The 26,293-nt window shown below is 71.1% G+C and carries 25 protein-coding genes and 1 pseudogene; 13 read left to right on the top strand and 13 right to left on the bottom strand.

Annotated elements, in window-relative coordinates; all coding sequences use genetic code 11:
• Positions 1-28: 28 nt before the first annotated feature.
• The gene (locus tag C470_RS14105; RefSeq protein WP_008368074.1) at positions 29-1,930 is read right to left on the bottom strand and encodes a site-2 protease family protein; all 1,902 of its coding nucleotides are present in this window, start codon (positions 1,928-1,930) and stop codon (positions 29-31) included.
• Between the two features lie 94 nt (positions 1,931-2,024).
• Here C470_RS14105 and C470_RS14100 point away from each other — a divergent pair, with 94 nt between their 5' ends.
• Entirely contained in the window at positions 2,025-2,495 is a 471-nt protein-coding gene (locus C470_RS14100; protein ID WP_008368071.1) for a DoxX family protein, read from the top strand.
• Positions 2,496-2,582: 87 nt separating this feature from the next.
• Positions 2,583-2,822 (top strand): hypothetical protein, encoded by a 240-nt coding sequence (locus C470_RS14095; protein ID WP_004597978.1) that lies wholly within the window; start codon positions 2,583-2,585, stop codon positions 2,820-2,822.
• Positions 2,823-2,857: 35 nt separating this feature from the next.
• Here the strand turns inward: C470_RS14095 and C470_RS14090 are convergent, their stop codons facing one another.
• From C470_RS14090 to C470_RS14080, 3 genes are all read right to left on the bottom strand, one after another.
• Positions 2,858-4,543, bottom strand: a complete 1,686-nt coding sequence (locus C470_RS14090; protein ID WP_007345986.1) for a methyl-accepting chemotaxis protein — start codon at positions 4,541-4,543, stop codon at positions 2,858-2,860.
• Positions 4,544-4,744: 201 nt separating this feature from the next.
• On the bottom strand, positions 4,745-5,728 hold the full coding sequence (locus tag C470_RS14085; RefSeq protein ID WP_008368068.1) for a 5,10-methylenetetrahydromethanopterin reductase: 984 nt from the start codon (positions 5,726-5,728) through the stop codon (positions 4,745-4,747).
• Positions 5,729-5,730: 2 nt separating this feature from the next.
• Positions 5,731-6,486, bottom strand: a complete 756-nt coding sequence (locus tag C470_RS14080; RefSeq protein WP_008368066.1) for a coenzyme F420-0:L-glutamate ligase — start codon at positions 6,484-6,486, stop codon at positions 5,731-5,733.
• Positions 6,487-6,928: 442 nt separating this feature from the next.
• Here C470_RS14080 and C470_RS14075 point away from each other — a divergent pair, with 442 nt between their 5' ends.
• Together C470_RS14075 and C470_RS14070 are read left to right on the top strand one after the other, a co-directional pair.
• Complete coding sequence (locus C470_RS14075; protein WP_007345983.1) at positions 6,929-7,432, top strand: DUF367 family protein; 504 nt, start codon at positions 6,929-6,931, stop codon at positions 7,430-7,432.
• An 89-nt stretch (positions 7,433-7,521) separates the two neighbouring features.
• Entirely contained in the window at positions 7,522-7,998 is a 477-nt protein-coding gene (locus tag C470_RS14070; RefSeq protein ID WP_007345982.1) for a redoxin domain-containing protein, read from the top strand.
• A gap of 129 nt (positions 7,999-8,127) precedes the next feature.
• On the opposite strand, the pseudogene C470_RS15430 reads toward C470_RS14070, so the two are convergent.
• Positions 8,128-8,454: pseudogene (locus C470_RS15430) on the bottom strand (DUF5518 domain-containing protein); the annotation flags it as partial.
• Positions 8,455-8,552: 98 nt separating this feature from the next.
• On the opposite strand from C470_RS15430, the gene C470_RS14065 reads away from it, so the two are divergent.
• The 4 genes from C470_RS14065 (at position 8,553) to C470_RS16195 (ending at position 12,720) form a co-directional block, all read left to right on the top strand.
• Positions 8,553-10,997 carry a heavy metal translocating P-type ATPase gene (locus tag C470_RS14065; RefSeq protein WP_008368064.1) on the top strand — a complete coding sequence of 815 codons (2,445 nt, stop codon included), beginning with the start codon at positions 8,553-8,555 and terminating at the stop codon, positions 10,995-10,997.
• Between the two features lie 61 nt (positions 10,998-11,058).
• A complete protein-coding gene (locus C470_RS14060) occupies positions 11,059-12,048 on the top strand; it encodes a hypothetical protein (protein ID WP_008368062.1) in 990 nt (329 codons plus the stop codon).
• 69 nt (positions 12,049-12,117) lie between these two features.
• Entirely contained in the window at positions 12,118-12,417 is a 300-nt protein-coding gene (locus C470_RS14055; RefSeq protein WP_004597986.1) for a hypothetical protein, read from the top strand.
• A gap of 126 nt (positions 12,418-12,543) precedes the next feature.
• Positions 12,544-12,720: a hypothetical protein gene (locus tag C470_RS16195; protein WP_004597987.1), complete on the top strand. Its 177-nt coding sequence runs from the start codon at positions 12,544-12,546 to the stop codon at positions 12,718-12,720.
• Positions 12,721-12,781: 61 nt separating this feature from the next.
• Here C470_RS16195 and C470_RS14050 read toward each other — a convergent pair whose 3' ends face one another.
• Positions 12,782-13,849, bottom strand: a complete 1,068-nt coding sequence (locus C470_RS14050; RefSeq protein WP_007997174.1) for a type II glyceraldehyde-3-phosphate dehydrogenase — start codon at positions 13,847-13,849, stop codon at positions 12,782-12,784.
• Between the two features lie 184 nt (positions 13,850-14,033).
• On the opposite strand from C470_RS14050, the gene C470_RS14045 reads away from it, so the two are divergent.
• Complete coding sequence (locus C470_RS14045) at positions 14,034-14,984, top strand: aminopeptidase (RefSeq protein WP_008368060.1); 951 nt, start codon at positions 14,034-14,036, stop codon at positions 14,982-14,984.
• Between the two features lie 712 nt (positions 14,985-15,696).
• Here the strand turns inward: C470_RS14045 and C470_RS14040 are convergent.
• Positions 15,697-16,581, bottom strand: coding sequence for an HVO_0234 family beta-propeller protein (locus tag C470_RS14040; RefSeq protein ID WP_008368059.1), 885 nt, complete (start codon positions 16,579-16,581; stop codon positions 15,697-15,699).
• Positions 16,582-16,751: 170 nt separating this feature from the next.
• On the opposite strand from C470_RS14040, the gene C470_RS14035 reads away from it, so the two are divergent.
• The 3 genes from C470_RS14035 (at position 16,752) to C470_RS14030 (ending at position 19,352) form a co-directional block, all read left to right on the top strand.
• Complete coding sequence (locus tag C470_RS14035) at positions 16,752-17,735, top strand: hypothetical protein (RefSeq protein WP_004599057.1); 984 nt, start codon at positions 16,752-16,754, stop codon at positions 17,733-17,735.
• Positions 17,736-17,789: 54 nt separating this feature from the next.
• A complete protein-coding gene (locus C470_RS16190; protein ID WP_004599056.1) occupies positions 17,790-17,954 on the top strand; it encodes a DUF7838 family putative zinc beta-ribbon protein in 165 nt (54 codons plus the stop codon).
• A gap of 111 nt (positions 17,955-18,065) precedes the next feature.
• Positions 18,066-19,352: a CaiB/BaiF CoA transferase family protein gene (locus tag C470_RS14030; RefSeq protein WP_008368056.1), complete on the top strand. Its 1,287-nt coding sequence runs from the start codon at positions 18,066-18,068 to the stop codon at positions 19,350-19,352.
• Positions 19,353-19,407: 55 nt separating this feature from the next.
• Here the strand turns inward: C470_RS14030 and C470_RS14025 are convergent, their stop codons facing one another.
• The 4 genes from C470_RS14025 to C470_RS14015 are packed head-to-tail and all read right to left on the bottom strand — an operon-like array spanning position 19,408 to position 21,908.
• Positions 19,408-20,328 (bottom strand): HpcH/HpaI aldolase/citrate lyase family protein, encoded by a 921-nt coding sequence (locus C470_RS14025; protein WP_004599054.1) that lies wholly within the window; start codon positions 20,326-20,328, stop codon positions 19,408-19,410.
• Positions 20,328-21,368: an isocitrate lyase gene (gene aceA, locus C470_RS14020; RefSeq protein ID WP_004599053.1), complete on the bottom strand. Its 1,041-nt coding sequence runs from the start codon at positions 21,366-21,368 to the stop codon at positions 20,328-20,330. Before aceA ends, C470_RS14025 begins: the two co-directional genes overlap by 1 nt.
• 4 nt (positions 21,369-21,372) lie before the next feature.
• A complete protein-coding gene (locus C470_RS15970; protein ID WP_159358638.1) occupies positions 21,373-21,525 on the bottom strand; it encodes a hypothetical protein in 153 nt (50 codons plus the stop codon).
• On the bottom strand, positions 21,522-21,908 hold the full coding sequence (locus tag C470_RS14015; protein WP_008368055.1) for a hypothetical protein: 387 nt from the start codon (positions 21,906-21,908) through the stop codon (positions 21,522-21,524). The genes C470_RS15970 and C470_RS14015 overlap by 4 nt, the downstream gene beginning before the upstream one ends.
• A 292-nt stretch (positions 21,909-22,200) precedes the next feature.
• Between C470_RS14015 and thiL the strand changes: the two genes are divergently transcribed.
• Positions 22,201-23,115: a thiamine-phosphate kinase gene (gene thiL / locus C470_RS14010; protein ID WP_008368053.1), complete on the top strand. Its 915-nt coding sequence runs from the start codon at positions 22,201-22,203 to the stop codon at positions 23,113-23,115.
• Between the two features lie 390 nt (positions 23,116-23,505).
• Here the strand turns inward: thiL and C470_RS14005 are convergent, their stop codons facing one another.
• Together C470_RS14005 and gpmI are read right to left on the bottom strand one after the other, a co-directional pair.
• Positions 23,506-24,648 carry a thiolase family protein gene (locus tag C470_RS14005; protein ID WP_004599049.1) on the bottom strand — a complete coding sequence of 381 codons (1,143 nt, stop codon included), beginning with the start codon at positions 24,646-24,648 and terminating at the stop codon, positions 23,506-23,508.
• Positions 24,649-24,750: 102 nt separating this feature from the next.
• Positions 24,751-26,268, bottom strand: coding sequence for a 2,3-bisphosphoglycerate-independent phosphoglycerate mutase (gene gpmI / locus C470_RS14000; protein ID WP_008368051.1), 1,518 nt, complete (start codon positions 26,266-26,268; stop codon positions 24,751-24,753).
• Positions 26,269-26,293 lie beyond the last annotated feature (25 nt).

Below are 26,293 nucleotides of genomic sequence, written 5' to 3'. Positions count from 1 at the left end.
GGGGCGCTCGGAGGCACGCGCCACCGCCTCAGATCAGGCCGAGCGCGGTGAGGATCTGGTTGCCGAAGATCATCGCGACCAGCCCGGCCAGCATGACGAGCCCGGACGAGACGGTGATCGTCCGCACCGCGGCGTGTCGGTCGCTGATCGGGACCCGGCTGATCACCGCCTCGGCGACCATCCGGAGGATGCGGCCGCCGTCGAGCGGGAACGCCGGCAGGCAGTTGAACAGCGCCAGCTGGATGTTGATCCACCCCGACCAGAAGAGGAGGTTCGCCAGCAGGAAGGTGCCGCCGCCGAGCGCCGCGAGCGGCCCCTCGACGACGAAGAAGTTGGTCAGGTCGCCGGTGAACCCCGCGAAGTTGAACGGGAGCCCGAACAGGCTGCCGAGCGGGAGGATGAGCGCGACGAAGACGAGGCCGAGCGGCGACTCGGTGACCCCGCCGAGCGGGACGCCGTCCGCGGCCTCCGCGCCGCCGTCGCCGCCGAGCAGTTCGAGGTACGCGCCCGCCGGGTACTCGGTGACGCCCACGTCGTCGAGCGCGAGCCCGCTCGTGCCGGGGAAGACGCTGACGCCGATGAACCCGCCGTCGCGGTTCGGGTGCTGGTCGAGCTCCACGTCGTACGTGGTGCGCTCGCCGTCGGCGTCGAAGACGGTGACGGGGACGGTCTCACCGGGGTCGCGCTCGCCGAGGACGGCCGAGAGCGCCCCGTTATCGACGACGCGCTCGCCGTCGACGGAGACGATCGTCAGCGGCTCGCCGAGCGCCGCGCCCTCGTCGTGGATCGGGCCGTCCTCCTGAACGCCGACGACGTACGCGCCGACCGGCACGTCGGGGACGGTGACCGCCGCGTCGCCGTCGGCCGTTTCGACGCCCGAGGCGTTCTCGGCGCCGGGCGCGTCGCGGACCTGATCGATGACGCTCGCGTTGCCCGTCACCGTCAGCGTCGCGCGCTCGTCGCCGCCGACCGCGTCGAAGAACTCCGACTCGGTCGCGACCGACTCGCCGTTCACCGCCGCGACCGTCACGGGCACCTCCTCGATCGTCACGCCGAGGGGGTTGCCGCCGGCGGAGCCGACCACCTGTAGCTCGCGGTCGATCGTCACCGCCTTTCGCGTGTCGCCGTCGTCGACGGTGAGCGCGACGGAGTCGCCGGCGTCGGCGATCGCGGACTCGAACTCCCCGCTCGTCTCGATCGGCGTCCCGGCGACCTCGACGATCCGGTCGCCCTGCGAGAGGTCGGCCGCGGCCGCCGGGGAGCCGGGGTTCACCTCGCCGACCGCGTAGCCGGCCGCCGGCGAGATGGCGCCGACGACGGGGCCGAAGAGGAGCGCGAAGACGACGATCGTCAGCACCGTGTTCGCGGTGACGCCGGCCGCGAACATCCGGGCGCGGGCGCCGCGGGAGGCCTGCTGGGTCGCCTCCTCGTCGGGCTCGACGAACGCGCCGACCGGGAGCAGCGCGAAGAAGACGAGCCCCATCGAGTCGATGTCGATGTCCTCGACCCGGCAGAGCAGGCCGTGCGCGCCCTCGTGGACCACCATCGCGCCGGCGAGGCCGGCGACGATCTCGGGCGCGACCGACAGCGGGAGGAAGTCGTTGACGCCGGGGATGATGAGGAAGTTCTGCGGCTGCTGGATCGCGGAGGGCTGCGCGTTCGTGAACGCCGAGGTCGCCGACGAGAGGATGAGCGCGAACGACGCCACCATCGCCACCAAGGCCCCCCCGAGCCCGAGGTTGGCGACCGCGCGCCAGAACCGCTTCGGCGCCGCGAGTCGGCCGAGGAAGGCGCGCCCGCGGAGCGTCCGGAGGGTCAACACCGGTCCGGAGACCCTGAACGCGTCCGGGAGGATCCCCTCGTTCCGCAGGTACATCGCGACCGCGGAGTACGCGAGGATCCCGGTGAGCACCCAGAACAACGTGTTCATTACGACGGCGTTGGGCTCGCCCGTTCGTAAGGGGTTCGGTTCCCGGAACCCCGGACGGCGAGGAATGATACCCCTCCCGCCCGTGTGGCGAGGTATGACCGACGCAGACCAAGCCTGCTCGACCGACGCAGACGAAACGGAGTCCGGGCCCTCACTCGCCCCGCTGATGGGTGCGACGTACGTCGTCGCCGGGATCGCTCACTTCCTGATCCCCGAGCGCTTCGCGGAAGCGGTCCCGCCGTCGTTCCCGCGGCCCGTCGGGCTCGTGTACCTCTCCGGAATCGCCGAGATCGTCCTCGGGGTCGGCGTCGCGTGGCGACGGACGCGGCGCCCGTCCGCGTGGGGGATCGTCGCCCTCCTCGTCGCGGTGTTCCCGGCGAACGTCCACCTCGCCCGGAGCGACACGCTGAACGACCTCGTCCCCGACCGGCTCCTCGCGCCGGCGCGGCTCGCAGCGCTGATTCGGCTGCCGTTTCAGGCGGTCCTGATCGCTTGGGCGCTGCGGTACACGGACTCGGACGAGGAAGCGGCGGCGGCAGCGGAGGCGGCGACAGCGGAGGCGTAGCCGTCGCCCCGTTCGCGACGCGACCGGGCGCGGCGAACCGTCGCCGCGAACTCAACACCCAAGTACCCCCCGGTCCAACCGTGCCCCATGATGGCGCTCATCGACTTCGTCTCGCGGCTGGTCGGCGACGTCGGCCGGTTCGTCGACATCTTCCTGAACGACCTGATCCTCGGCGCGGGCGACCCGCTGTCGGCGCTGCTCGTCGTCGTCGGACAGGTGCTGATCGTCGCCTCCGTCGGCGCGCTCGGGTACGCCGCGGTCGGCGCGCTGCTCGGCGAGATCGGCGTGAACCTCCCCTCGCTCGGCGGTCGCGGCCGCTCCGAGTAGAAGCCGAAAACCGGGCGGCCCGATCGGTCTCTTCCTCAGTCGTCGTCGGCGCCCGTCGCCGACCGCGTCCCGGAACCGTTCGCCGGACCCCCGACCGCGGTCGCGCTCCCGTCCGACCCGTCCGGAACCTCGAACTCGTTCAGCCGCGCGAGCAGCTCGTCGGACTGGTCGGAGAGCGTGTGGACCTGCCCCGTCACCTCGGAGACGGTCGCGGTCTGCTCCTCGGCCGCGGCCGCGACGGTCTCGGCCTCGGTCGCGGTCTGTCTGCTCACGGAGGCGACGCCGTCGACCATGTCGACGACCTCCTGGGTCGTGCGCGCCTGGTCGTCGGTCGCGTCGCTGATCTCCTGGACGGTCTCGTCAACCGTCGTCACGTCTTCGACGACCCCCTCGAACTCCCGTAACGTCGACTCGATCGTCTCGACGCCCTCGGCGACCTGGGTCTCCATCTCTTCGGCGTCGGCCGCGGTCTCCGCCGAGGCGGTCTGTACCTCCTCGATGCGACCGGAGATCTCCGCCGCGGACTCGCGGGTCTCCTCGGCGAGCGACTTCACCTCGTCCGCGACCACCGCGAACCCGTCCCCGGAGCCGTCTGCGCGCGCCGCCTCGATGGAAGCGTTCAGGGCGAGCAGGTTGGTCTCCTCCGCGATCTCGTCGATCACGGCCGCGATCTCGTCGATCTCGCCGACCCGCTCCGCGAGGTCGGTGACCGCGGCCGCCGTCTCGCCGATCCGGGATTCGAGTGTCTCCAGCTCCGCGATCGCCTCTGCCGCCTCCTCGCGCCCGGAGCGACCGCGCTCGGCCGCGTCGCGGGCGGTCTCGGCCGCGTCGTCCGCACTCGCCGCGATCTCTTCGACCGTCGCGGACAGCGTGTTCATCTCGCCGGCGATCGCCTCCAGCTCGTCCGTCTGTTCGGCCGCGCCGTCGGAGATCTCTTGGACCGAACGGGCGACCTCGCCGCTCGCGTCGTCGACCTCGTCCATGCTCGCGCGCACGTCGTCCGCGGTGCCGGCCACGTCCGCGGTGAACGCGCCGACGTCGCCGAGCGTCTCGCCGAGGGTCGCGACGAGCCGGTTGTAGTTGTCGACGAGCTCGGCGTACCGCTCCTCGTCGGTCGCCAGCGCGTCCGCGTCGATGGTCGCCGTCAGGTCGCCGCCCTGCGCGCGCTCGGCGGCGTCGCCGAAGGCGTCGACGAGCGCCTCCAGCTCGGCCGTGTAGGCGGTGAGGTTCTCGGCCATCTCGTCGAGCGACTCGCCGAAGGAGCCCGGGACGTCCTCGTCGAGCGCCGGGTCGTCGAACTCCTGGGCCGCGAGCGCCTCCGCCTGCGCCGAGACGGTCGTGAGGTAGCCGCGGACCTCGCCGAACGCGCCGACGAGGCTGCCGACCTCGTCCGGCTGAGTCGGATCGAGGGCGCCCGCGGACTCGCCGTCCGACGGACCGGCCGCGTCGACGCCGCTCGTCCCCTCGATCTCGCCCGCGGCGATCGCCTCCGCCTCGCGCTCTAACGCCCGGATCGGGGCGACGAAGTCGCGTCGGACGATGAGCAGGGTGTTGTAGATGGCGACGACCGCGCCGAGGAACAGGGCGCCGGAGACGACGTACGCGGCGGTCCCGGAGAGAACGAACTGCGTGAGAAAGATGCCGACGGTGACGAGGAACTGGATGCCGACCGCCGTGACGACCTTGCGCTCGATCGACTCCGTGACGCCGAGCCCGTCCATCGTCCGCCACAGGAGGGCCTCGTACCGCCCGCGTATCCCCGGGCGGCGCTGTCGTGTCGTGGACATGTCCGGACCTCGACGAGAGCGGCATATGAACCTCCCGCCGGGGTTATCACGAGCGATTCTCGATTGTCACGGTGCGGGAATCCGCCGACCGAGAGCGGAGCGGGGCGGGGCAGGCGGCCGCGCCGTCGCGGCCGCTCAGAACAGCCCGTCGACCGCCTCGGCCGCGAGGTCGACGGCGCTCTCCAAGTCCGGGCCGAGCGGCGACCCGACGACGAGCCCGTCGGCGTGGTCGGCGACGGCGGCGGCGCGCTCGCGGACGGTCTCGGGCGTGCCGGCCATACAGAACGCGTCGACCATCGCGGGCGTCACGCGCTCGAAGGCCGCGGAGAACTCGCCGGCCGAGACGCGGTCGCCGATTTCCGTCGCCGCGTCCGGGTCGATCCCGTGGCGCTTCAGGACGGGCGGCGCGGCGCCCGCGGTAATAAAGGCGACCGGCGGGCGGGCGGCCTCCCGGGCGGCGGTCTCGTCCTCGGCGATAGAGACCGCGGCGTACGCGATGAGGTCGAAGTCGCCCCGATGGTCGGGCCTGTCGGCGAGGCCGTCGTCGACCTGCTCGCGGGCCCACGAGAGGTCCTTGGGGTGCGAGCCGTTGTACAGCAGGCCGTCGGCGTGCTTCGCGGCCATCCGGCACATGTGCGGCCCCTCGCCGCCGACGTGGACCGGAATTGCGGGGCCCTGCGGGGGCTCGTAGTTGAGTCCCGCGTCCGTCGCGTCGAAGGTTCCCTCGTGGTCCACCCGGTCGCCGGCCCACAGCTTCTGTGCGGTCTTGAACGCCTCCAGCACGGGGCGGAGCCCGCGCTCGTCTTCGAGCCCGAGGTTCGCCAGCGTCGAGGGGTCGCCGGGGCCGAGGCCGAAGACGGCGCGACCCTCGGACGCCTCGTCGAGCGTGGCGACCTTCGAGGCGAGCGTCACGGGGTGGGTCTCGTAGGGGTTGGCGACGCCCGGGCCGAGCCGGACGGAGTCCGTCGCGGCCGCGAGCCGCGAGAGGAACGCCCACGGGTCGCGGTTGTTGTAGTGACACGTCGAGTAGACGGCGTCGTAGCCGGCGTCCTCGGCGCGGACGCCGAGGTCGACGAGGCGGGACATCTCGTGTTCTGGGGTGAGTTCGATGCCGAGCATGGTTACTCCTGAAACGTCCACTCCCGCAGGGCCTGCCGGACGAAGTCGCCCTCGACCTCGCGGAAGTGGTTGTCCGAGCCGTCGTGGTCGCCGAACTCCCAGTCGCGGACGACGACGACCGGGGTACCCCCGTCGCCCTCGCCCGCGACGAGGTTGGCGGCCGCCGCCAGCTCGTCGATCACGTTCTGGACGGTGACGCCCATCTCGCGGCCGTCGCGGTCGCGCTCGCCGCGCCAGTCGCGGCTGGCGGGCATCCCGGCCCACCCGATAGCGACGCCGCGCTGACCGTGGCGGAACGGGCGCCCGCAGGTGTCGCTGACGACGACGCGGTCGGCCGCGAGCTCCTCGCGGATCCGCGCCGCGCTCTCGGAGGGGTGCTCCGGGAGCAGCAGCAGGTCGCCGTCGGGGACGTTCGAGCGGTCGATACCGGCGTTGACGCCGATGTGGCCGAAGCGCGTCGCGGTGAGGAGGAACGGCGCCTCCATGACCAGCTCCGTCGACTCCTCGATGACCGCCTGCGCGAAGCGCGGGTCCTTCTCCTCGCCGGATATCTCCGCCAGCCGGTCGGCGACGGCCTCCGCGCGCTCGCTCGCCGGGAAGTCTGCGAGGTCGAAGACGCGCCCTTCGGATTTCGAGACGACCGTGCTGGCGACGACGACCACGTCGTCCGCGCGGAGGTCGACGCGCTCGTCGATCATGGCCGCCAGGTCGTCTCCCTCCCGGATCTCCGGGAGGTCCGGAACCGCGAACAGCTCCATACTATCACCTGCGCGGCGACGAGGAAAAACCCCGCCGGTACCGGGCCGGTTTGACGGTATCTGGGGTGTCGTGTCGGGAGGAGAAGCCGGTAGCGAAATCAGAATACAAGTATCGATCAGATACCTCGGATATAGTATCCACGACAGCGCTCGAATCGCTCGTAGTATTAAATATGTATTAGGTAATAACCGAGATAACGAGACATTCAGCCGAACTGTTTTGTACGGCGAGCGGCGACCGTCGTCCGCGATGGACGAACCAGCATCGGAAGACGAACCGGCGCCGATCGCGACGCAGACCCGTGTCCCGTCGGAGACCGACGACGGCGAACCGATCGTGACGCAGACTCGCGCCCCGTGACGGACGGCGCGAGGCGGCTTCACCTATTTTTGCGCTCCCCCCGTCCGTTCCGCTTATAACCGGCTCCGCCGAACGCCGAGTGTGGACCTTCACGTCCGGTACGAGGGCGACGACGACCCCGACAAGTGTACGGCCCGGAAGCTCGCGCGCTTCGACCTCGCGGAGCTCCACCGCTCGGACCGGGCCACGCCGTACGGAGTCGTCCTCAACCCCCACGCGGAGCGGGCGCTCTCGCCGGCGGACGCCGACCGCGCCGGCGAGAACGCCCTCGTCGCGCTCGACTGCTCGTGGGAGTCGGCCGGCGAGAAGATGTTCTCGTTACCCGGCGAGCACCGCGCGCTCCCGTACCTCGTCGCCGCAAACCCCGTGAACTTCGGGCGGCCGATGCGACTCACGACGGTCGAGGCGTTCGCGGCCGCACTGATCATCCTCGGCGAGCGCGACCACGCTGAGCGGATACTGGCGAAGTTCACGTGGGGCGAGACGTTCCTCGAACTCAACGCGGAGCCGCTCCGGCGGTACGCCGACTGCGAGGACTCCTCGGAGATCGTCGCGATCCAGCAGGAGTACCTCGACCGCGAGTAGCCGCCGCTCGGTCCGCGACCCCGCGCCGACGCCGGCACCGAACGCGGTCGCGACAAGCCTTTTGCGTGAATCGGCCGTACTGTGTGACGATGGTATCCACAGGCGACGCCGCACCCACGTTCACCGCGACCGTCGGGACGAGCGACCACGAGCCGTTCGACCTCGACGACCACGTCGGTGACGGACCGGTCGTGCTCGCGTTCTTCCCCGGCGCGTTCACGCCGCCGTGTACGAACGAGATGATCGCGTTCCAGGAGCGCGCCGACGCGTTCGCGGACGCCGGCGCGACCGTCTTCGGGATCAGCGCCGACTCCCCGTTCTCGCAGGGCGCGTTCCGCGAGGAGCACGGCATCGAGTTCGACCTCGTGAGCGACATGGCCGGCGACGCGATCCGGGCGTACGGGCTGGAGATCGACATCGCCGAGCTGGGCCTCCACGGCATCGCGAACCGCGCCGTGTTCGTGATCGACGACGACGGCGAGGTCGTCTACGACTGGGTGGCCGACGACCCGACGAACGAACCCGACTACGAGGCGGTCCTCGACGCCGTCGAGAGCGCTTCGTAAGCGACTGGTTGCGGAGGAGGCGGTTCCAGTGCCGTTCCGGTCGTTTTTTTTATAAGACAGCAGGGTGCCCGTAGTGGCGCATCCCTCTGGAGCCCCAGCGGATCGCTCATGAATAGCTGCTGACCGAACGACGACGAACACGCCGGCGCCGCCGAGCAGGCTTCCGAGTGGGCCGCCCACGAGGCCGACGAGGCCGCCGAACGCGGCGAGCGCGAGAGTGACGACGATCCCGCTCACCGACCCCACCAGCAGGCCGTGCCAGAAGCCGGAGAGCAGGCCGCCGCCGGCGAGGTAGCCCGCGACGAACCCGCCGACGAGGCCCGCGGCCGCGTGCCCCACGACCGGGACCGTCGTCGCCAACACGCCGGCGATCAGCATCACGACGAAGCCGTAGCCGACGGCGCGCCAGTCTGTCGTGCCTCCGAGTAGCCGACCGACAGATAAATACTCGCGGATTATTTATTAGAAAACTGCCTAATTTTAATAATTACTTATAAAATAGGCCGGGAGAATGGTAGTTGGATTAATAACGATGCGACGGCTACGGTCGGCCAATGAGCGACTCACGCGAATCGACCGGTCCCGACGACGGAACGGCCGGTCGGCCGTCCGGGGGGGTGGCGGAGCGGCCCGACGGCGCGCAGCTCCGGCTCGCGGTGCCGGACATGGACTGTTCGTCGTGCGCGGGGAAAGTCGAGGGCGCGCTCGACCGCGAGGGCGTCCTCTCGGTCGACACCCGGCCGACGACGGGCGTCGTCGTCCTCACGTACGACCCCGAACTGACCGACGTCGAGGCCCTGACGGCGGCCGTCGAGGCCGCCGGCTACGCGGTCGAAGACGCCGACTCCGACGGCGTCGCCGACGACCTGTTCACGAGCCCGCGAGCGATCGCGACCGCGGTCGGCGGCGGCTTCCTCGCGGTCGGGCTCGCCTTGGAGTGGCTGCTCCCGGGGCTCAACCCGACGTTCGCGACCATTGGCGGCGTCGGCTTCCTCGGGCCGTGGGGCGTCACCGGCGCGTCGGTCGCGTTCCTGCTCGCGATCGCGGTCGCCGCGCCGCCAATCCTGCGGAACGGGTTCTACTCGCTGCGCGGCCTGAGCCTCGATATCGACCTGCTGATGAGCGTCGGGATCGTCGCCGCGCTGCTCGTCGACCTCCCCTTCGAGGCCGCGACGCTCGCGGTGCTGTTCTCGGTCGCCGAGCTGCTCGAACGCTACTCCATCGACCGGGCGCGCACCTCCCTCCGCGAGCTGATGGAGCTGTCGCCCGACGAGGCGGTCGTCATCCGCGACGGCGACGAGGAGACGGTGCCCGCCGAGGCCGTCGCGGTCGGCGAGCGGCTCGCGGTGCGCCCCGGCGAGCGCGTCCCCCTCGACGGGGTGGTACGCGAGGGCTCCGGCGCGGTCGACGAGTCGCCGATCACCGGCGAGTCCGTCCCCGCGGAGAAGGAGCCCGGCGACGAGGTGTACGCCGGCTCGATCAACGAGGCGGGCTACCTCGAGATCGAGGCGACCGCGCCCGCGGGCGAGTCGACCATCGCGCAGGTCGTCGAGCTCGTCGAGGCCGCCAACGGCGAGGAGACGCGCGCCGAACGGTTCGTCGACCGCTTCGCGGGCGTCTACACGCCGATCGTCGTGGTCGGCGCGATCGCCACCGCGACGCTCGGCCCGCTCCTCGTCGGCGGCGGCGCGGAGACGTGGTTCGTCCGCGGGCTCACCCTGCTCGTGGTCGCGTGTCCGTGCGCGTTCGTCATCTCGACGCCCGTCAGCGTCGTCTCGGGCGTGACCGCGGCGGCGCGCAACGGTGTCCTCATCAAGGGCGGCGAACACCTGGAGGCCGCCGGCGACGTCGACGCCGTCGCGCTCGACAAGACTGGGACGCTCACGCGCGGCGAGCTGTCGGTGACCGACGTGGTCCCGCTCGGCGACCGCGAGGCCGACGACGTCCTCGCGTGCGCGACCGCCGTCGAGCGCCGGAGCGAACACCCCGTCGCGGCGGCGATCGTCGCGCGCGGCGAGGAGGTCGGTGCCGAGCCCATCGACGGCGAGGACGCACCCGACGACGGGACCGAGGTCACCGGCTTCGAGGCGCTGACCGGCGAGGGCGTCCGCGCCGACCTCGACGGCGAGACCCACTACGCCGGCAAGCCCTCGCTGTTCGAGGAGCTCGGCTTCGACCTGAGCCACGCCCACGTCCGCTCGGACGGCGGGTCCGTGCTGGAGGAGCGAGACGGCGACGAGGCGGGCGACGCGGGGGGTGACGCTGCGAACGCCGTCACGGCGGCCGAACCCTGCGACCACGGCCAGTACCTCGACTTGGCGAGCGAGACGATCCCGCGCCTTCAGGCCGAGGGGAAGACGGTCGTTCTCGTGGGGACAGAGACGGAGCTGGAGGGCGTCATCGCGGTCGCGGACACCGTCCGCCCGGAGGCGGCGTGGGTCGTCGACCGGCTCCACGAGCTCGGCATCGACCGCGTCGCGATGCTCACCGGCGACAACGAGCGGACCGCGCGGGCGATCGGCGAGCGCGTCGGCGTCGACGAGGTGCGCGCGGAGCTGCTCCCGGACGAGAAGGTCGCGGCCGTCCGCGAGCTCGCGGCCGAGACCGAGGGGGGCGTCGCGATGGTCGGCGACGGGATCAACGACGCGCCGGCGCTCGCGGCCGCGGACGTCGGCATCGCGATGGGGGCCGCCGGCGCCGACACCGCCATCGAGACCGCCGACGTGGCGCTGATGGCCGACGACCTGACGCGGCTCCCGTACGTGATCGACCTCTCCTCGCGCGCGAGCTCGACCATCCGGACGAACATCGGCGCCTCGCTCGGCGTGAAGGCGCTGCTCGCCGCGGGCGCGCCGCTCGGCTACGTGAGCGTCGCGATGGCCGTCGTCGTCGGCGACATGGGGATGAGCCTCGGCGTCACCGGGAACGCGCTCCGCCTCGGCAACGTCGAGCCCGCCGAGCCGCCGGAGGCGGAAGCGCCGCCCGGGACCGATTCGTAGCCGAGTTCCGACCTCGACGGTGGCCAGCTTTAATCCCGTGTCGCGTGTATCGAACGTCGAGATGCCCTCCAAAAGCGATTCCACGGCCGAGACCGCTGATACCGTAGAGCGGCCCGACTCGACCGGAACGACCGAGCCGCCGGCGGGCACGCGGACAGCGGCCGAATCGGAGCCGGACTCCGGCCCGATCGAGTGGGGGCCGGTCCGCCACGACCGGCTCGGGTCCATCGCCCTCGGCATGAGCCTCGTCGTTGCGGTCGGGCTTCTCGCAGTGGTCGCGGTCGTCGTTGTCGCCGCGGCCGGTGCGGCGCGGACTGCGGTGACCGGCGGCGCCGTCGCCGGCGGAGAGCTGTGGGTGCTGGGCGTGTTGCTCCTCGTCGGCGGACCGTTCTCCCTCGTGTACCTTCTGATCGCACGCGATCGATCAGACGGACGGACCCGCGAGAATCTCCGGTCGGCGCTCGGCGACTACTCGTTTTCGCGGGAGTCGATCCGGCTTCCCTGGGTCATCGCGGGCGCCGTCCCGTTCGTGGCGCTCTGGGTGTGGGGACCCCCGCTGGCCGACGTCGGAGTGTTCTATCTGTTCCCACTGATCTGGTTCCTGCCGATGGTCGCCGGGTCGAGGGGAACGTCGATTCGGCTCGACTCGGCGGAGCGCGTCGTCGAGCGCACGAATCACACACACGACCACTCCCAGACCGACGACCTCACGGCGGTGATCCGGACCCGCCGGATCGACCTCCCTTGGTTGACGGTGTTCCTGCTCGCGTACCGCGGGAACGCGTGGTATCGATCGACGCCGTGGCTGTTCGTTCCGTCCGAGAAGGCGGACGCAGTGGAGTCGGCGCTCGACGCGGTGCTGGCGGCGAGCGACGGCCCGGACCGCGCGAGCGTTCCGGAGCGGGTCACCCTCGCGGCCCTCGGGTCGTTCTCGCTCGTCGTCGGCCTCCTCATGGCCGTCGCCGGCGGCGAGGGGGCCGGCGGCGTCGCGCTCACGCTGCTCACGGCGCCGTTCTCGATCCTGTTCCTCGCGCTGGCCGCGCGGCTCTAAGCAGGGCTCGTCACCGGACGTGACACCCCCTATCACGCGACTCATATACCTACGGCACGTAGGTCGTGTATGGACAGACAGCGTCTGGAACGCGAACTCGAAGACGAGTTCGGCGGGACCGAGGCCGAGCGGCGCGCCGTCTCGCGGTCGGCCCGCGACCTCGTCGACTCCGGGCGGCCCTCCGAGGACCGCGGCCACGGGCTGACCGTGACGGGGGTGATCGGTCACTTAGCGGACGCCCCCGACGGCTCCTCGCTGGTCGAGCGGTGGAACTGGTGGATGGGCGCGCTCGACGCCGCCTACGGCGGCTACGACTACTTCACGGTGCGGTTCGTCGCGGACGACGAGGCGACGGGCCTCCGCCGGTAGAGCGACGGCGAGGCGGGCCACCGGCACCCCCGTTCGGATCGCCCGGCAACGGGTCGAAGCCGTCTACTTTCACTTTCACTCCGCGGATGGCTCGCTTATACGGGCTGTCCGGTCGAACGCCGAGGTATGAGCGCAGTCACCGCCGACCGACCGCGGTACGCGACGCCGACGCGCGTGGACGTCACCGACTGCCGAACCGACCGCCTCCCGGACCGCGTCCGGGCGAACCGCGTCGACGGCAGCGAGGTCCACCTCGAACGCCGGGGCGGGCGGACCTTCCTCGTCACGCGACCGCGGGAGTGAGCGGCGCTTCCGAGCGGTAGCGAAGCGGGCGGTAGCGAAACGAGTGCGGTCGCCGGGGGCGTCAGTCGTCGGCCGGCAGTTCCGTCCGGACCAGTTCGCCGTCTGCGAGTCGACTGTCGAGGCCCACCCCGAGCGTCTCGTTCGTCCGCGCGACCGACTCGGCGGCGTCGACGTCGCTCGCCATCGCGCGGATCGCGTCCACGTTCTCGGGGACCACGTCGGCCTCCTGGTGGACGTTCTGGAAGAGGTAGAGGTCCCGGCCGGTCACGCTTATCGACTCCTCCCAGACGCAGTTCTCCCAGAGGTCGCCGCGCGGCCGCCCGGCGTCGGCGGCGTACTCCTTCAGCGCGCCCGCGCCGTCGATGCCGGCGCCCTCGGGGACGAGGAAGATCCGACTCTCGTCGGCGAGCAGGTCGCGGACCGCCGCCGGGTCGGGGTCGGTCTCGAGGGTGACGTTGACGCTGTGGGTGTGCATCCCCGTGACCGGCGCCTTCAGCGCCGCGGTGTCGACGGTCACGTCGGGGAGGATCTCGTTCACGTCCGGGCCGTGGTGGGAGGGCACCGTCGCCGGGTCGGGGACGATGTCGTTTATCGGACCGCGGTCGGTCTCGTTCGGGTCGCCGCCGCGGCGCACGAGCGTGACGCGCGCCTTCTCGACGCCGTAGGTCTCGTCGAGCGGCGCGAGCAGCCGCGAGAGCGCGGTCGTGTTACAGGAGACGACGCGGACGGAGTCGGCGCCGCGGGCGGCCTCGAACCGGCCGCGCGCGTTGAAGGAGGCGTCGGCGACGGCGGCGTCCTCGCCGCCCTGAAACACCGCCTTCGTGTCGTGCGCCTCGTAGACCGGCGCGTTGCGTTCGCCGACGCCCGAAGGCGCGCAGTCGACGACGACGTCGACGGCGTCGAGCAGGTCCCCGATTGCCCCGGCGAGGTCGACGCCGGCGGCCGCGAACTCGTCGGTGCGGTCCTCGACGGCCGCGTACAGGTCGTAGCCCCGGCGGGCCGCGGCCTCGACGCCGTAGTCCGGCGAGGTCTTGGTCACGCCGACGAGCTCCATGTCGGCCTGGGCCGCGACGGCGTCGGCGACCCGCTTCCCGATCGTCCCGTAGCCGTTGACGCCCACGCGTATCATATCTGCCCCTCGCTCGGGAACCGGTATAATTGTTTCGAGGTTCGAAAATTGGAATTAACTACCCCACGAGTAATCGATCGGTTAATTCGACGCCGATCGCCACCGGACGTAAATAATTCGATTACAGAACCGAGTAAAACCGTCGATGGCAAGGCCTAACGCCCGGGCGGACGGAGGCACGGACATGCCAGCCGACCTCTCCGACGCCGCGGCGACCGCGGTCGAACAGTGTCTGAACGTCGCGCCCGACGAGTCGGTCGTCGTGGTCACCGACGACGAGCGCGAGCCGATCGGCGAGGCGCTGTACGCGGCCGCGAGCGCCGTCACCGACGACGCGACGGTCCTGCGGTACCCGCCGGCCGAGCAGCACGGGACGGAGCCGCCGGCGCCGGTCGCGGCCGCGATGCGGGAGGCCGACGTCTTCCTCGCGCCGACGTCGAAGAGCCTGAGCCACACCCGCGCCCGCGGCGCCGCCTGCGACGCCGGCGCGCGCGGCGCGACGCTCCCGGGGATAACCGAGGCCGTGTTCACGACCGGACTCGACGCCGACTACGCCGCCATCGACGCCGCCTGCGACGACGTGCTCGACCAGGTCGCGGGCGCCGACGAGGTCCGCGTCACCGCGCCCGCCGGCACCGACATCACGTTCGGGATCGGCGACCGCGAGTGGCTCGCCGACACCGGGATGGTTCACGAGCCGGGCGACTTCTCGAACCTGCCCGCGGGCGAGGTGTTCGTCGCCCCCGAGACCGCGACCGGGACCTTCGTCGTCGACGGGACGATGATGCCCCACGGCCTGCTCGACGACGGCCAAGAACTCGCCTTCGAGGTCGAGGAGGGGTTCGTGACCGAGATCGGCGACGACGAGATCCGCGCGGACGTGGAGGGGGCCGCCGAGGCGGTCGGCGACGCGGCGTACAACCTCGCGGAGCTGGGCATCGGGACGAACGGCGGCGTCGAGGAGCTCGTCGGCTCGGTCCTTCTCGACGAGAAGGCGGGCGGCACCGTCCACATCGCGATCGGCGACAACGCCGGGATCGGCGGCGAGACCGACGCGCCGCTCCACCTCGACGGTATCATCCGGAATCCGACCGTCTACGCCGACGGCGAGCCGGTCGACCTGCCGAGCGCGTAGGACGGCCCAAGGCGGGAATCTAACTTTTCATTTATTAACTGATCGGCGGTGCGGTGGCGCGTGCCTGCGAGCGGCCGCCCTCGACGGCCGCGAGACGCGAGGGACCGAAGGTCCCTCTGGCAGCCGGCGCGAAGCGCCGGCGACAGCACGCGCGAGGGAGTCGCGAGCGCTTTTAAGCGCGAGCGACGAGGCTGGGGAGGCGTGAGGTGCGGTCGCTGTGCGTTCCCGCGAGCGAAGCGAGCGGGAGCACGGAAGTCGCAGCCCGCACAGCGACCGAAGGGAGCGAGCAGGAACGTCTTCCGGNGCTGTGCGTTCCCGCGAGCGAAGCGAGCGGGAGCACGGAAGTCGCAGCCCGCACAGCGACCGAAGGGAGCGAGCAGGAACGTCTTCCGGTGGGGCGGGACTCAAAGGGGCGGCCGTGCGGCAGGCGCAGGCGACGTAAGCACTGGAGGGAGCGAGCAGCGCGAGCGACCGAAGCGCGCAGCGAGCGTGCGCCTGCCGCACGGCCGGGGCTTTGGAGTTAGTCGCCGTCGATCCGCAGCCGACTACTTATAAACGACCAGCCGGGCTCCGGTGGTGTTCACCGCAGATCTGCTATCCGCGATTTATAAACCAGCAGCCGAGACATCAGAGGCGGTCGCCGCCGATCCGCTATCGATGATTTATAAGCGAACGATCGAGATTTCGGGGCGCTCCACACAGTATCTCCAACTCATTCCACGACCGCGAGCGCCACGCCGTTCACGTCCCGGACGCCGACCACTTGGTGGCGCCAGCCGTCGCCGGCGTCGACGCAGAGCGTCCCGGCGTCGGTGACCGCCACCGACACACCGGGCCCGTAGCCGAGCGCGACGACCGCCTCGTCCACCGGGAGCTCGGCGGCCTCCCACGCCTCGTCGCCCCACTCGCCGCCCGCGTCGGCGTGAACCAGCAGGTCGCCGCCGACGACCGCCATCGCGTGGCCGTCGCCGTCGGCTGCGACCGCGTCCGCGACTCCCTCCCGGACCGTCATCCAGCCGTTGCCGAGCCAGTAGAGCCCCGCACCGGTCGCGGCGAGCGGCATCCCGGACCCGGCCACGTCGCGCGCCTCGTCGAGGCCGACGTCGGTGAGTCCGCCATCTCCCGCCTGAAACACTCCCTCCGCACCCGCGACGAGCGCGCCGTCGACCGCGCGCGGGTCCGTGACCGATCCGAGTTGCGTCGTCGACGCGACCGCCGTCCCGCTTTCTTCGAACTCGACGTGCTCGACCGCGCCGTTCTCTCGCGCGACGATCACACCGTCGCGACCGCCCGCGACGCCGACCGCGACCGTCGGCTCGTCGTCGACCAGCGCGAAGTCGGGGTCGTCGCCGACCGCGGCGACCGAGAGCCCGTCGGGTGTCGCGGCGGCGACGAGGTCCGACCCCTCGCCGCGCGCGAGGACGGCCGCGTCGCGGGCCGCGTCGCGGGCGACCATGTCGAACGCGCCGATCTTGTCGGCCGACAGCGAGACGCGGACGATCCCGGACCCCGTCGCAACGTAGGCGTCGGTGCGGCCGGCGCTGCCCGCGTACACGCGCTTTTCGTCGATCGAGATGTCGTCCTCGGCGGGAGCCATCGGATGGCCGTTCTCCGCGGCGGGACATAAGCCCCGCGCGCCGGCGCTCTCGGCCCGGGTTCGGGCACCGTCGCGCGTTCCGACTCCCGGGCACCGTCGCGCGTTCCGACGCCTCGGGAACGCCCGCGCGTTCCGACGGCCATTTGGCCGCCGCTCGCGTACGGGGATTCGTGCAATCGGTCGCCGCCGACCTCGCGACGCTGCTCGCGGACGTGGTCCCCAGACTCGCCCGGATCACGGCGTTCATCGCGGGTGGCGTCTTCGCCGCCAACGTCGCCGTCGCCTTCGGGCTGGTCCGCTACGTCGCCGGGCTCGCGGGGTGGCTCACGCGCCCGGCGAACCTCCCGGACGAGGTCGGCACGGCGATCCTCACGACCGCGGCGTCGACGACGGCGGGCTACGCGACGCTGGCGGAGTACCGCGAGACGGGCCTGCTCGACGACCGGGCGACGCTCGTCGCCGTGGTGATGAACACGTTCTTCGGGTTCGTCCAGCACGTGTTCACCTACTACGTCCCGGTGTTGATCCCGATCCTCGGGGTGACGACGGGCGCCGTCTACGTCGGCGCGCGCGCCGGCATCGCGCTTTTCATCACCGTCACGGGCGTCGTCGCTGGCGGACTCCTCCTCTCAGAGGAAAACGTCGACCGCTCTGCGCTCGCCGACGTCGACGCGACCGGCCCAGAGGCCGACGACCGTACCGGCCGCGAACGCGTCCGCGACGCCGCCGAGAAGTCGTGGAGCACGCTCCGGCGGATCGTCCCGCGGCTCGCGGTCGTGTACACGCTCGTCATCTGGCTCGTCACGACGTACGACGTGGCCGCGCTGACGAGCGTCGCGGAGCCGATCACTGGCGTGCTGGGGCTGCCGGGCGAGGCGGTGCCCGTCATCGCGGTGTTCACGCTCGACACGACCGCGGGCGCGGCGACGCTCGCCGGGACGGAGGCCGGCGTCTTCACCACGCGCACCGCGGTCGCGTCGCTGCTCATCGGGAGCATCCTCTCGTTTGCCGTCTCGACGTTCCGGCGCTCGATCCCGTTCCAATACGGGATCTGGGGCGCGTCGTTCGGCACGAAGGTGATCGTCGTCAACACCGCCCTGAAGCTCGTCTTCATCTCGGCGACGGTCGCGGTGCTGCTCGCGCCGGTGTGGTGAGTTCCCGACGCCCGAATCAGTAGGTTCAACACCGCCCCGGATCGAACGGCGCGCATGGCGCTCGAAAAAGACGTGGACTGTCCCGCGTGCGGCGAGACCCGTTCGTTCTACCGGACCGCGGCGATGACGCTCCACCTCGGCGAGAAGACGAAGTGGCGCTGCCCCGACTGCGGCTACGGCTACGTCGAGGTCGACGGCATCGATACCCTCCCGGCCTGAGGCGACACTCATTCTCCGTCGGCCGCGGCGACGCCGCAACACTCAGTACCCCGGCGGTTGAGCCGGATCGCATGAACCGGACACGGCGACGGTCCGCGGAGGCGAGAGCGCGTGGTCGGTGAGGCGCGCGAGCCCGAGGGCGACGCGGGGCCGCTGGACGGCCTCACGGTGCTGGACCTCTCGCGCGTGCTCGTCGGGCCGTTCTGTACGATGCAGCTCGGCGACCTCGGCGCGGAGGTGATCAAGGTCGAGCGGCCCGGCCCGGGCGACCAGACGCGGACGTGGGTCCCGCCGGCGTTCAGCAAGGGTGACGGCGGCGAGGGGCGAAAAGGCGACGGCGAGGGCGGTGAGAGCGACGACGGCGCCGAGAGCGCCTACTACGTCAGCGTCAACCGAAACAAGCGCTCGATCCAGCTGGACCTGACGACCGAGGCGGGCCGCGCGGTCGTCCGCGACCTCGCGCGCGAGGCCGACGTCCTCGTCGAGAACTTCCGGGTCGGCAAGACGGAGGAGTGGGGGCTCGGCTACGGCGACCTCGCGGAGGAGAACCCCGAGCTCGTTTACTGCGCCATCTCCGGCTACGGCGAGTGGGGGCCCGACCGCGACAAGCCCGCGTACGACATCATGATGCAGGCGCGCGGCGGCTTCATGTCGTTCACGGGCGTCGAGGGCGGCCCGCCGGTCCGGATCGGCGTCGCGCTCGCCGACGTCGGGGCCGGGATGTACGCGACGCAGGCGATCCTCGCGGCGCTCCTCGAACGCGAGCTCGGCGACGGGCGCGGCCAGAAGATCGACGTGAGCCTGCTGGACGGGCAGGCCGCCTGGACCAGCTACATGGCGACGAACTACTTCGCCAGCGGCGAGCCCCCGGGGCGGATGGGGAGCAAGCACCCGAACATCGTCCCCTATCAGGCGTTCGAGACGACCGACGGCTACGTCGTCGTCGCCTGCTCGTCGGACCGGTTCTGGCCGCCGCTGTGCGAGGCGATCGACCGGCCCGACCTGCTCGCCGACGAGCGGTACGAGACCAACGAGGGGCGCGTCCGGAACCGCGAGGAGCTGGACAGCGAGCTGGGGGAGACGTTCGCGTCCATGACGACCGCGGAGGCGACCGCGGCCCTGGAGGACCACGACGTGCCCGCGAGCCGCGTCCGCGACGTGAGCGAGGTGTTCGCCGACCCCCAGATCGAGGCGCGCGGGATGCTGGCCGAGGCGGAGCACCCGACCGCGGGCACGGTGCGGTTCCCCGGCTCGCCGATGCACTTCTCGCGGACGCCGACGACCGTCCGCCGTCACCCGCCGGCGCTCGGCGAACACACGGAGTCGGTGTTGCGGGAGTACGGTTACGGCGACGGCGACATCGACGAGCTGCGGGACCGGGGCGCGATCTCGGAGTAGAACCGGGAACGAAATAAGGAGAACTGCCCACAGCGCGCGGCGCCGCGACGGGACCTTACAGGATCCCGGCCTGCTCGGCGCGCGCGACGATGCCGCGGGCCATCTTGTCGGTCGCCTCGTCGACCATCTCGCCGTCGACCGAGACGGCGCCTTTGCCCTGCTCTTTCGCCTCCGCGTAGGCGTCGACGATCCGACGCGCCTTCTCGGCCTCCTCGGGCGAGGGCGCGAACGTCTCGTTGGCGGGCTCGATCTGGCTCGGGTGGATCGCCCACTTGCCGTCACAGCCCAGCTGGCTCGCCCAGCGGCAGGAGTCGCGGAACCCCTCCGCGTCCTCGATCTCGGCGTACGGGCCGTCGATCACCTGGAGCCCCTGCGCCTTCGCCGCGTGGGCGATGCGCGCGAGCTGGTAGTGCCAGTAGTGGCCGGGGTAGCCGCCGCCGGAGCCGATTGTGAGGCCGGCGGCGCCGACGTTGGCGGTGTAGTCGCCGGGACCGAACACGAGCGACTCCAGGCGGTCGCTGGCGCGGGCGATGTCGGCGACCTTCGTCATCGCCTCCGGCGACTCGATCTGCGCCTGGAGCCCGATGTCGCCGACCGGCAGGTCGTTGTTCTCCTCGACCTGCGTCAGGAGGTTGTCGACGGTGGCGACCGTCTCCGGGTTGTTCGCCATCGGCACCATGATCGTGTCGAGGTACTCGCCGGCCCGCCCGACGACCTCGATCACGTCGTCGTAGAACCACCTGGTGTCGACGCCGTTCATCCGGTAGCAGGGCCGGGTGTCGGACCAGTCGTACTCGATGAGCCCCTCGATGACGGTCTCGCGGGCGTCGACCTTCGCCGACGGCGCGACGGAGTCCTCCAGGTCGAGGAACGCCTCGTCGGCGCCGGAGTCGGGCGCCCGCTCGATCATCTCCGGGTCGGACCCGGGCGTCGCCAGCTGGCTCCGCCGGAGCGTGACGTCTTCCGGCCCGCCCATCAGTCGTCGCCCTCCGAGGCCGTGATCGGGTCGTTCTCGTCCTCGGTGAAGCCGGCCGACTCCTCCTGGCGCTGTCGCGCCTCGGGGTCGAACTCGGCCTCGATGTCCTGGTACCGCGGGACGAAGGAGAGCTCGTGGTGGCTCTCGGTCTCGTGGCCGATGTAGCGCTCTTCGAGGTCGAACTGCGCCTCCTCGTCGTTCTCGGCGATGTTCTCGAAGTCCTCGTAGGCGGCGTGGGCGCCCGAGTGGAGCCCGTACAGCGTGATGAAGATGTACTGGTACCCCAGGTCGCCCAGCTCCTCGAAGGTGAGCGGGTCCTCCTCCGCGCCCCACTCGAACGAGGAGGAGTAGTTGAACGCGAGATCGAGGTCGGGGTGGGTCTCGTGGATCGTCTCGGCGTACTCGACCGCGTCCTCGCGCGAGGGGTCGGGCATCTCGGGCCAGACGAGGTCGACGCCGGCGTCGGCGTAGATCCGGCCGCGTTCGAGGTGCTCCTCCCAGTCGCCGTTCGCGGAGCCGTACGCGTCGGTGCGGGCGATGATGACGGTGTCCTCGCTCTGCTTGGCGTCGACCGCCGCCTCGAAGCGCGAGCGGGCCTGCTCGCGGGAGACGATCTGCTTGCCCGCGATGTGCCCGCAGCGCTTCGGCGAGGTCTGGTCCTCGATGTGGACCGCGGCGACGCCGGCCTTCTCGTACTCGCGGACCGCGCGCCGGACGTTGTGGACGCCGCCGTAGCCGGTGTCGCAGTCGGCGACGACCGGGAGGTTCGTCGCCTCGACCATGCGCTTCGCGTTCTCGACCATCTCGGACATGGTGACCATCTCCAGGTCGGGGAAGCCGAACTGGCCGAGAACGGTCGAGTAGCCGCTCATGTACGCCGCGTCGAGCCCGGCCATCTCGGCGAGGCGGGCGTCGAGGGCGTGGTAGATCCCGGGCGCGAACGTGTACTCCTGCTCCTCGAACAGCTCGCGGAGCTTCCGGCCGGCCGGGTTGTCGATATCTCTGTCGAAGACGTCGTCGTCGAGTTCGTTGGGATTCATCGGGTTACTGCGTGGAGTCGTCGGCTGCGGTGCGGTTCGATGCGGCGCGGCGGCCGCCGTCGGTGCGCGCGGCGGACGCGAACGTCGTGGAGTCCGGTCGCGGACCGTCGCCGGTGCCCGCCATGGGGACGGGGCGGCGGGTCGCGTCCGCCGTCATCGCGATCCCCCGTCCGTCCGCGTCCGCGAGGCGGGACGCAGGTCGGGGACGAGCGGCGCGTCGCGCTCGCCGTCCGTCGGCGGGCGCGTCGGCCGGCGGGTGTCGGTCGCGGTCGGCTGCCGGGTGTCGGTCGCGGTCGGCTGCCGGGTGTCGGTCGGCGGCGAGCCGGGGGTCCGCGTCCCCGTCGATCGCCGGGTCGCGATCGTCGGGACCAGCGGCGCGCCGGCCTCCTCGGTGAGGGGGATGCGGCCGGGGATCTTCCGCGGAGAAGTAGTCGTCGAGCTCGACCCGGTCCGGCGGTCGGAGCGGGCCGTCGAGTCCGTGTCGGTCGTGCCGTCTGTGCGTCGGGTCGTGTCGTCGGGCGTGTCGTTAGGTGTCGTCATCGGGTCGTGTGGGCGGTTGCGGCGGTCGTCTGGTGATCGAGTCCGTGCCTCGGGTCGCTGCGTGTCCGTGTACGGGTACTGCCATTGCGAACGGAGAAATTCGGAGGAGGATAATAAACATAATGATTGATAATGATAATATTCGTTAATGTGTACTACCTGTTTAAATGGTTCATGACAACAAGGAGCACGGACGGGGCGGTCGTCCCGGTTTCGTGGGCCCGCGCCGACGGCGACGTCGCCCGTCGCCCGGACCGATCGCTTATTGGCTCCACGCGCGGAGCGTCGGGTAGTGAACGAGCGCGACGCCCTCCGAGCCATCGCCGCCGACCTCCCGCACGCGGGCGACGACGCCGCCGTCGTCGACGGGACGGTCATCACGACGGACATGCTCCACGAGCGGACCGACTTCCCGCCCGGGACGACCCGGTACACTGCCGGCTGGCGCGCCGTGGGCGCGTCGCTCTCGGACGTGGCCGCGATGGGCGCGGCCGCCCGGGCCGCGGTCGCCGTCTACGCCGACGAGGTGTTCGACCCGGACGAGCTCGACGCGTTCGTCGCGGGCGCGGTCGACGTCTGCGAGGCCGTCGACGCCGAGTACGTCGGCGGCGACCTCGACGAGCACGTCGAGTTCACGACGGCGACCACCGCGGTCGGTGCCGTCACGGACGCCGGCGCCGTCACCCGCGACGGGGCGCGTCCCGGCGACGCGCTCTGCGTCACCGGCGAGTGGGGGCGTTCGGCGGCGGCGCTCCGGCTATTTAAAAGTGGATCCGACGAGGCGGTCGAGCGCGCCAACGAGCTGTTCCGGTTCACGCCGCGGGTGGCCGACGGGCTGGCGCTCGCGGGGTCGGCGACCGCGATGATGGACTCCTCGGACGGGCTGGCGCGCTCGTGTCACCAGCTCGCCGAGGCGAGCGGGGTCGGGATCGAGGTGGAGCGGGACGCGGTCCCGGTTCATCCCGCGGTCGAGGAGGTCGCGGAGGGGTCGGCGGAGCGGTTCGAACTCGCGGCGCACTTCGGCGAGGACTTCGAGCTGTTGTGTGCGGTGCCGGAAGACGAGGTTGATGAGGTCGAAGAGGCGTGTCCGGCCGGGCTCACGCGGATCGGGACGGTGGTTGAGGAGCGTGACGAGGGAGACCCGCGCGTCCTCGCCGACGACGAACCCCTCCCCGACCGCGGCTTCACGCACGGGACAGATAAATAACCGAAGTCTCAGTGGGTCATTTATAAATAATCGTCCGCAGATCGACGGCGAACACCGCCGATTCCCCGGTCGATCGGCCGTACGATTCCGTTTTCAAATCTCTGACCGACACGAACGGCACCGAAGCCCCGGCCGTGAGGCGGTCGCACGCTCGCTGCGGTCCTCAGTCACTCGCTCCGCTCGTTTCTTGCGGTCCTTACGTCGCCTGCGACCGCCTCACGGCCGCCCCTTCGAGTCCCGCCCCCGCACCGCACAGCGCCTCACACCTCCCCAGCCTCGTCGGTGGTTCTTCGCTTCGCTCCGAACCACCGACTCCCTCGCGCGTGCCTTCGAGCGCCCGGAGGGCGCTCGAAGGCACGCGCCACCGCAGAACGTCGCTTTTTAAGCTGTCTACCGCAGGAACTCGATCGCGGCGCCCTGCCCGAAGCCGACGCAGAGCGTCGCGAGGCCGCGCTCGGCGTCCTGTTTCTGCATCTCGTGGAGCAGCGTGACGGGGAGCCGCGCGCCCGAGGCGCCGAGCGGGTGCCCGAGCGCGATGGCGCCGCCGTTGACGTTGTAGCTGTCCTCGTCGATGCCGAGCTCGCGCCGCGAGTACTCGCACTGGGAGGCGAACGCCTCGTTCAGTTCGACGAGGTCGTAGTCGTCGATGTCGGTGCCGGCGCGTTCGAGGAGGCCGCGGGTGGCGGGCACCGGGCCGATCCCCATCACGGTCGGGTCGACGCCGGCGACGTTGTTCGTGCCGACCTCGGCGAGCACGTCCAGACCGTGCTCCTCGGCGAACGCCTTACTGGTGACGACTGTCAGCGACGCGCCGTCGGAGATCTGCGAGGAGTTCCCGGCTGTGACGGTACCGTCGCCGGTGAAGGCGGGCGGCAGGTCGGCGAGCTTCTCGGCGGTCGTGTCGGGGCGGATCCCCTCGTCCGCCTCGACGAGGCCGTCGTCGGTCTCGACCGGGACGATCTCGTCGTCGAAGCGGCCCGACTCGGTCGCCTCCGCCGCGCGCTGGTGGCTGCGGGCCGCGTACTCGTCTTGCGCCTCGCGGCTCACGTCGTACTCCTCGGCGACCTTCTCCGCGGTCATCCCCATCTGCAGCTGGAAGATGTTGTACTGCTCGGAGAGCTCGGGGTGGAGGTGCTCGTAGGAGTCGCCGTCCATCGGGACGCGGCTCATGTTCTCGACGCCGCCCGCGATGATACAGTCGCGGTTCCCCGCGGCGATCGCGTCCGACGCGGAGATGACCGCCTGCATCGAGGAGGCGCACCACCGGTTGATCGAGGTCGCGGGTACCGACTCGCCCAGGTCCGAGAGCAGCGCGATGACGCGCGCGACGTTGTTGTCCTGCTCGGTCCGCTGCTGGGCGACGCCCCACATCAGGTCGTCGACGTGGTCGCTGGTCAGCCCCGTCTCGTCGAGCGCGTGGTCGATGAGCGTCGTCGAGAGGTCCTCGCTGCGGACGTCCTCGTAGACGCCGCCCTCTTTCCCCTGCGGCGTTCGGTAGGCGGCCGCGATCACCGGCGTGGTCTCGTCTGTCATGAAAGATAACAGGTGAGTCGGCGTATTAAAACGCCGTGGAACGAGCGAGAATCGATCCGAAGTTTATCGTTTATTTAACTGCCGGGCGCGGACGGCGCCAAGTCACTCCGTGAGCAGGCTCTCGCCGGTCATCTCCGCCGGCCGGTCACGGTCCATCAGGTCGAGCAGGGTCGGGGCGATGTCGCACAGCGACCCGCCCTCGCGTACCGCGCGCCCGCCGTCGTCGCCGTCGGGCGTCAGGTAGACGAACGGGACCGGATTGTACGTGTGGGCGGTGTGGGGATTCTCGGCGGTGCCCATGTCGTCGGCGTTGCCGTGGTCGGCGGTGACGACTGCGTGCGCGCCCGCGTCGGCGACGGCGTCGAGCAGGCGGTCGAGCTGGGCGTCGACGGCCTCGACCGCCTCCACGGCGGCGTCGAAATCGCCGGTGTGGCCGACCATGTCCGGGTTCGCGTAGTTCAACACGAGCAGGTCGGGGTCGTCGGAGGCGATCGTCTCGACGGCCTCGTTGGTCACCTCGGACGCGGACATCTCCGGCTGCTGATCGTACGTCGGCACGTCCGGGCTCTCCACGATGGTCCGGATCTCGCCGGGGAACTCCACCTCGCGGCCGCCGTTGAGGAAGTAGGTGACGTGGGGGTACTTCTCCGACTCCGCGATCCGGAGCTGGGTGCCGCCGGCGTCCGCGACGACCTCGCCGATCGTGTTCGCCGGGATCTCCGGCGGGAACGCGACCGGGAAGTCGAACGTCTCGTCGTACTCGGTCATCGTCGTCATCCGGATCTCGGGCTGGTCGAGGTCGAACCCCCACTCGGGCCGGACCCCGGTCAGCATCCGGACCAGCTGCCGGGCGCGGTCCGCGCGGAAGTTGAAGAAGATCACGGCGTCGCCGTCATCGAGCGCGGGCTCGCCCGCGACGAGCGTCGGCTCGACGAACTCGTCCGTCTCGCCGCGGGCGTGGGCCTCGCGGGCGGCCGCGACGGCGCCCTCGGCCTCGTGGGGCGCCTCGCGGGAGACGATCGCGTCGTACGCCTTCCGCGTCCGCTCCCAGTTCTCGTCCCGGTCCATCGCGTGGTAGCGGCCGGTCACGGTGGCGACGTGGCCGGTCCCGCGCTCGTCCGCCTTCGCGGTCACGTCGGCGAGGAACTCGTCGGCGATCTCCGGGGCCGTGTCGCGCCCGTCGGTGAACGCGTGGCTCGTCGCCGGCACGCCCGCGTCGGCCGCGGCGTCGATCAGCGCGAGCAGGTGCTCGACGTCCGAGTGGACGCCGCCGTCGGAGACGAGCCCCATGAAGTGGACCCGGCCGCCGGTCGATCTCGCGTGGTCGAGCGCGGCCGCGATCGCGTCGTTGTCCGAGAGCGATCCCTCGGCGAGCGCGTCCGTGATCCGGGTGTACGCCTGTTTGACTACCCGCCCCGCGCCGATGTTGAGGTGGCCGACCTCGGAGTTGCCCATCTGTCCCTCGGGGAGCCCCACGCGCCGCCCGTGGACGACGAGGCGGCCGTCGGCCCCGCGCTCCGTCGCCGCGTCGAACGTCGGCGTGTCGGCCGCCTTCACGGCGTCGCGGCGGTCGTGGTCGCCGAGCCCCCAGCCGTCGAGGATGACGAGTGCCGTCTCCATACCCCAGCGTGCCGCCCGGGGGGTA

It is taken from the genome of Halorubrum distributum JCM 13561 (genome assembly GCF_000337395.1).
In the GTDB taxonomy this organism is placed as follows: Archaea; Halobacteriota; Halobacteria; order Halobacteriales; family Haloferacaceae; genus Halorubrum; species Halorubrum distributum.
Note: the sequence above shows the minus strand (reverse complement) of the source record. Positions and strands in the feature narration are given on the sequence as shown.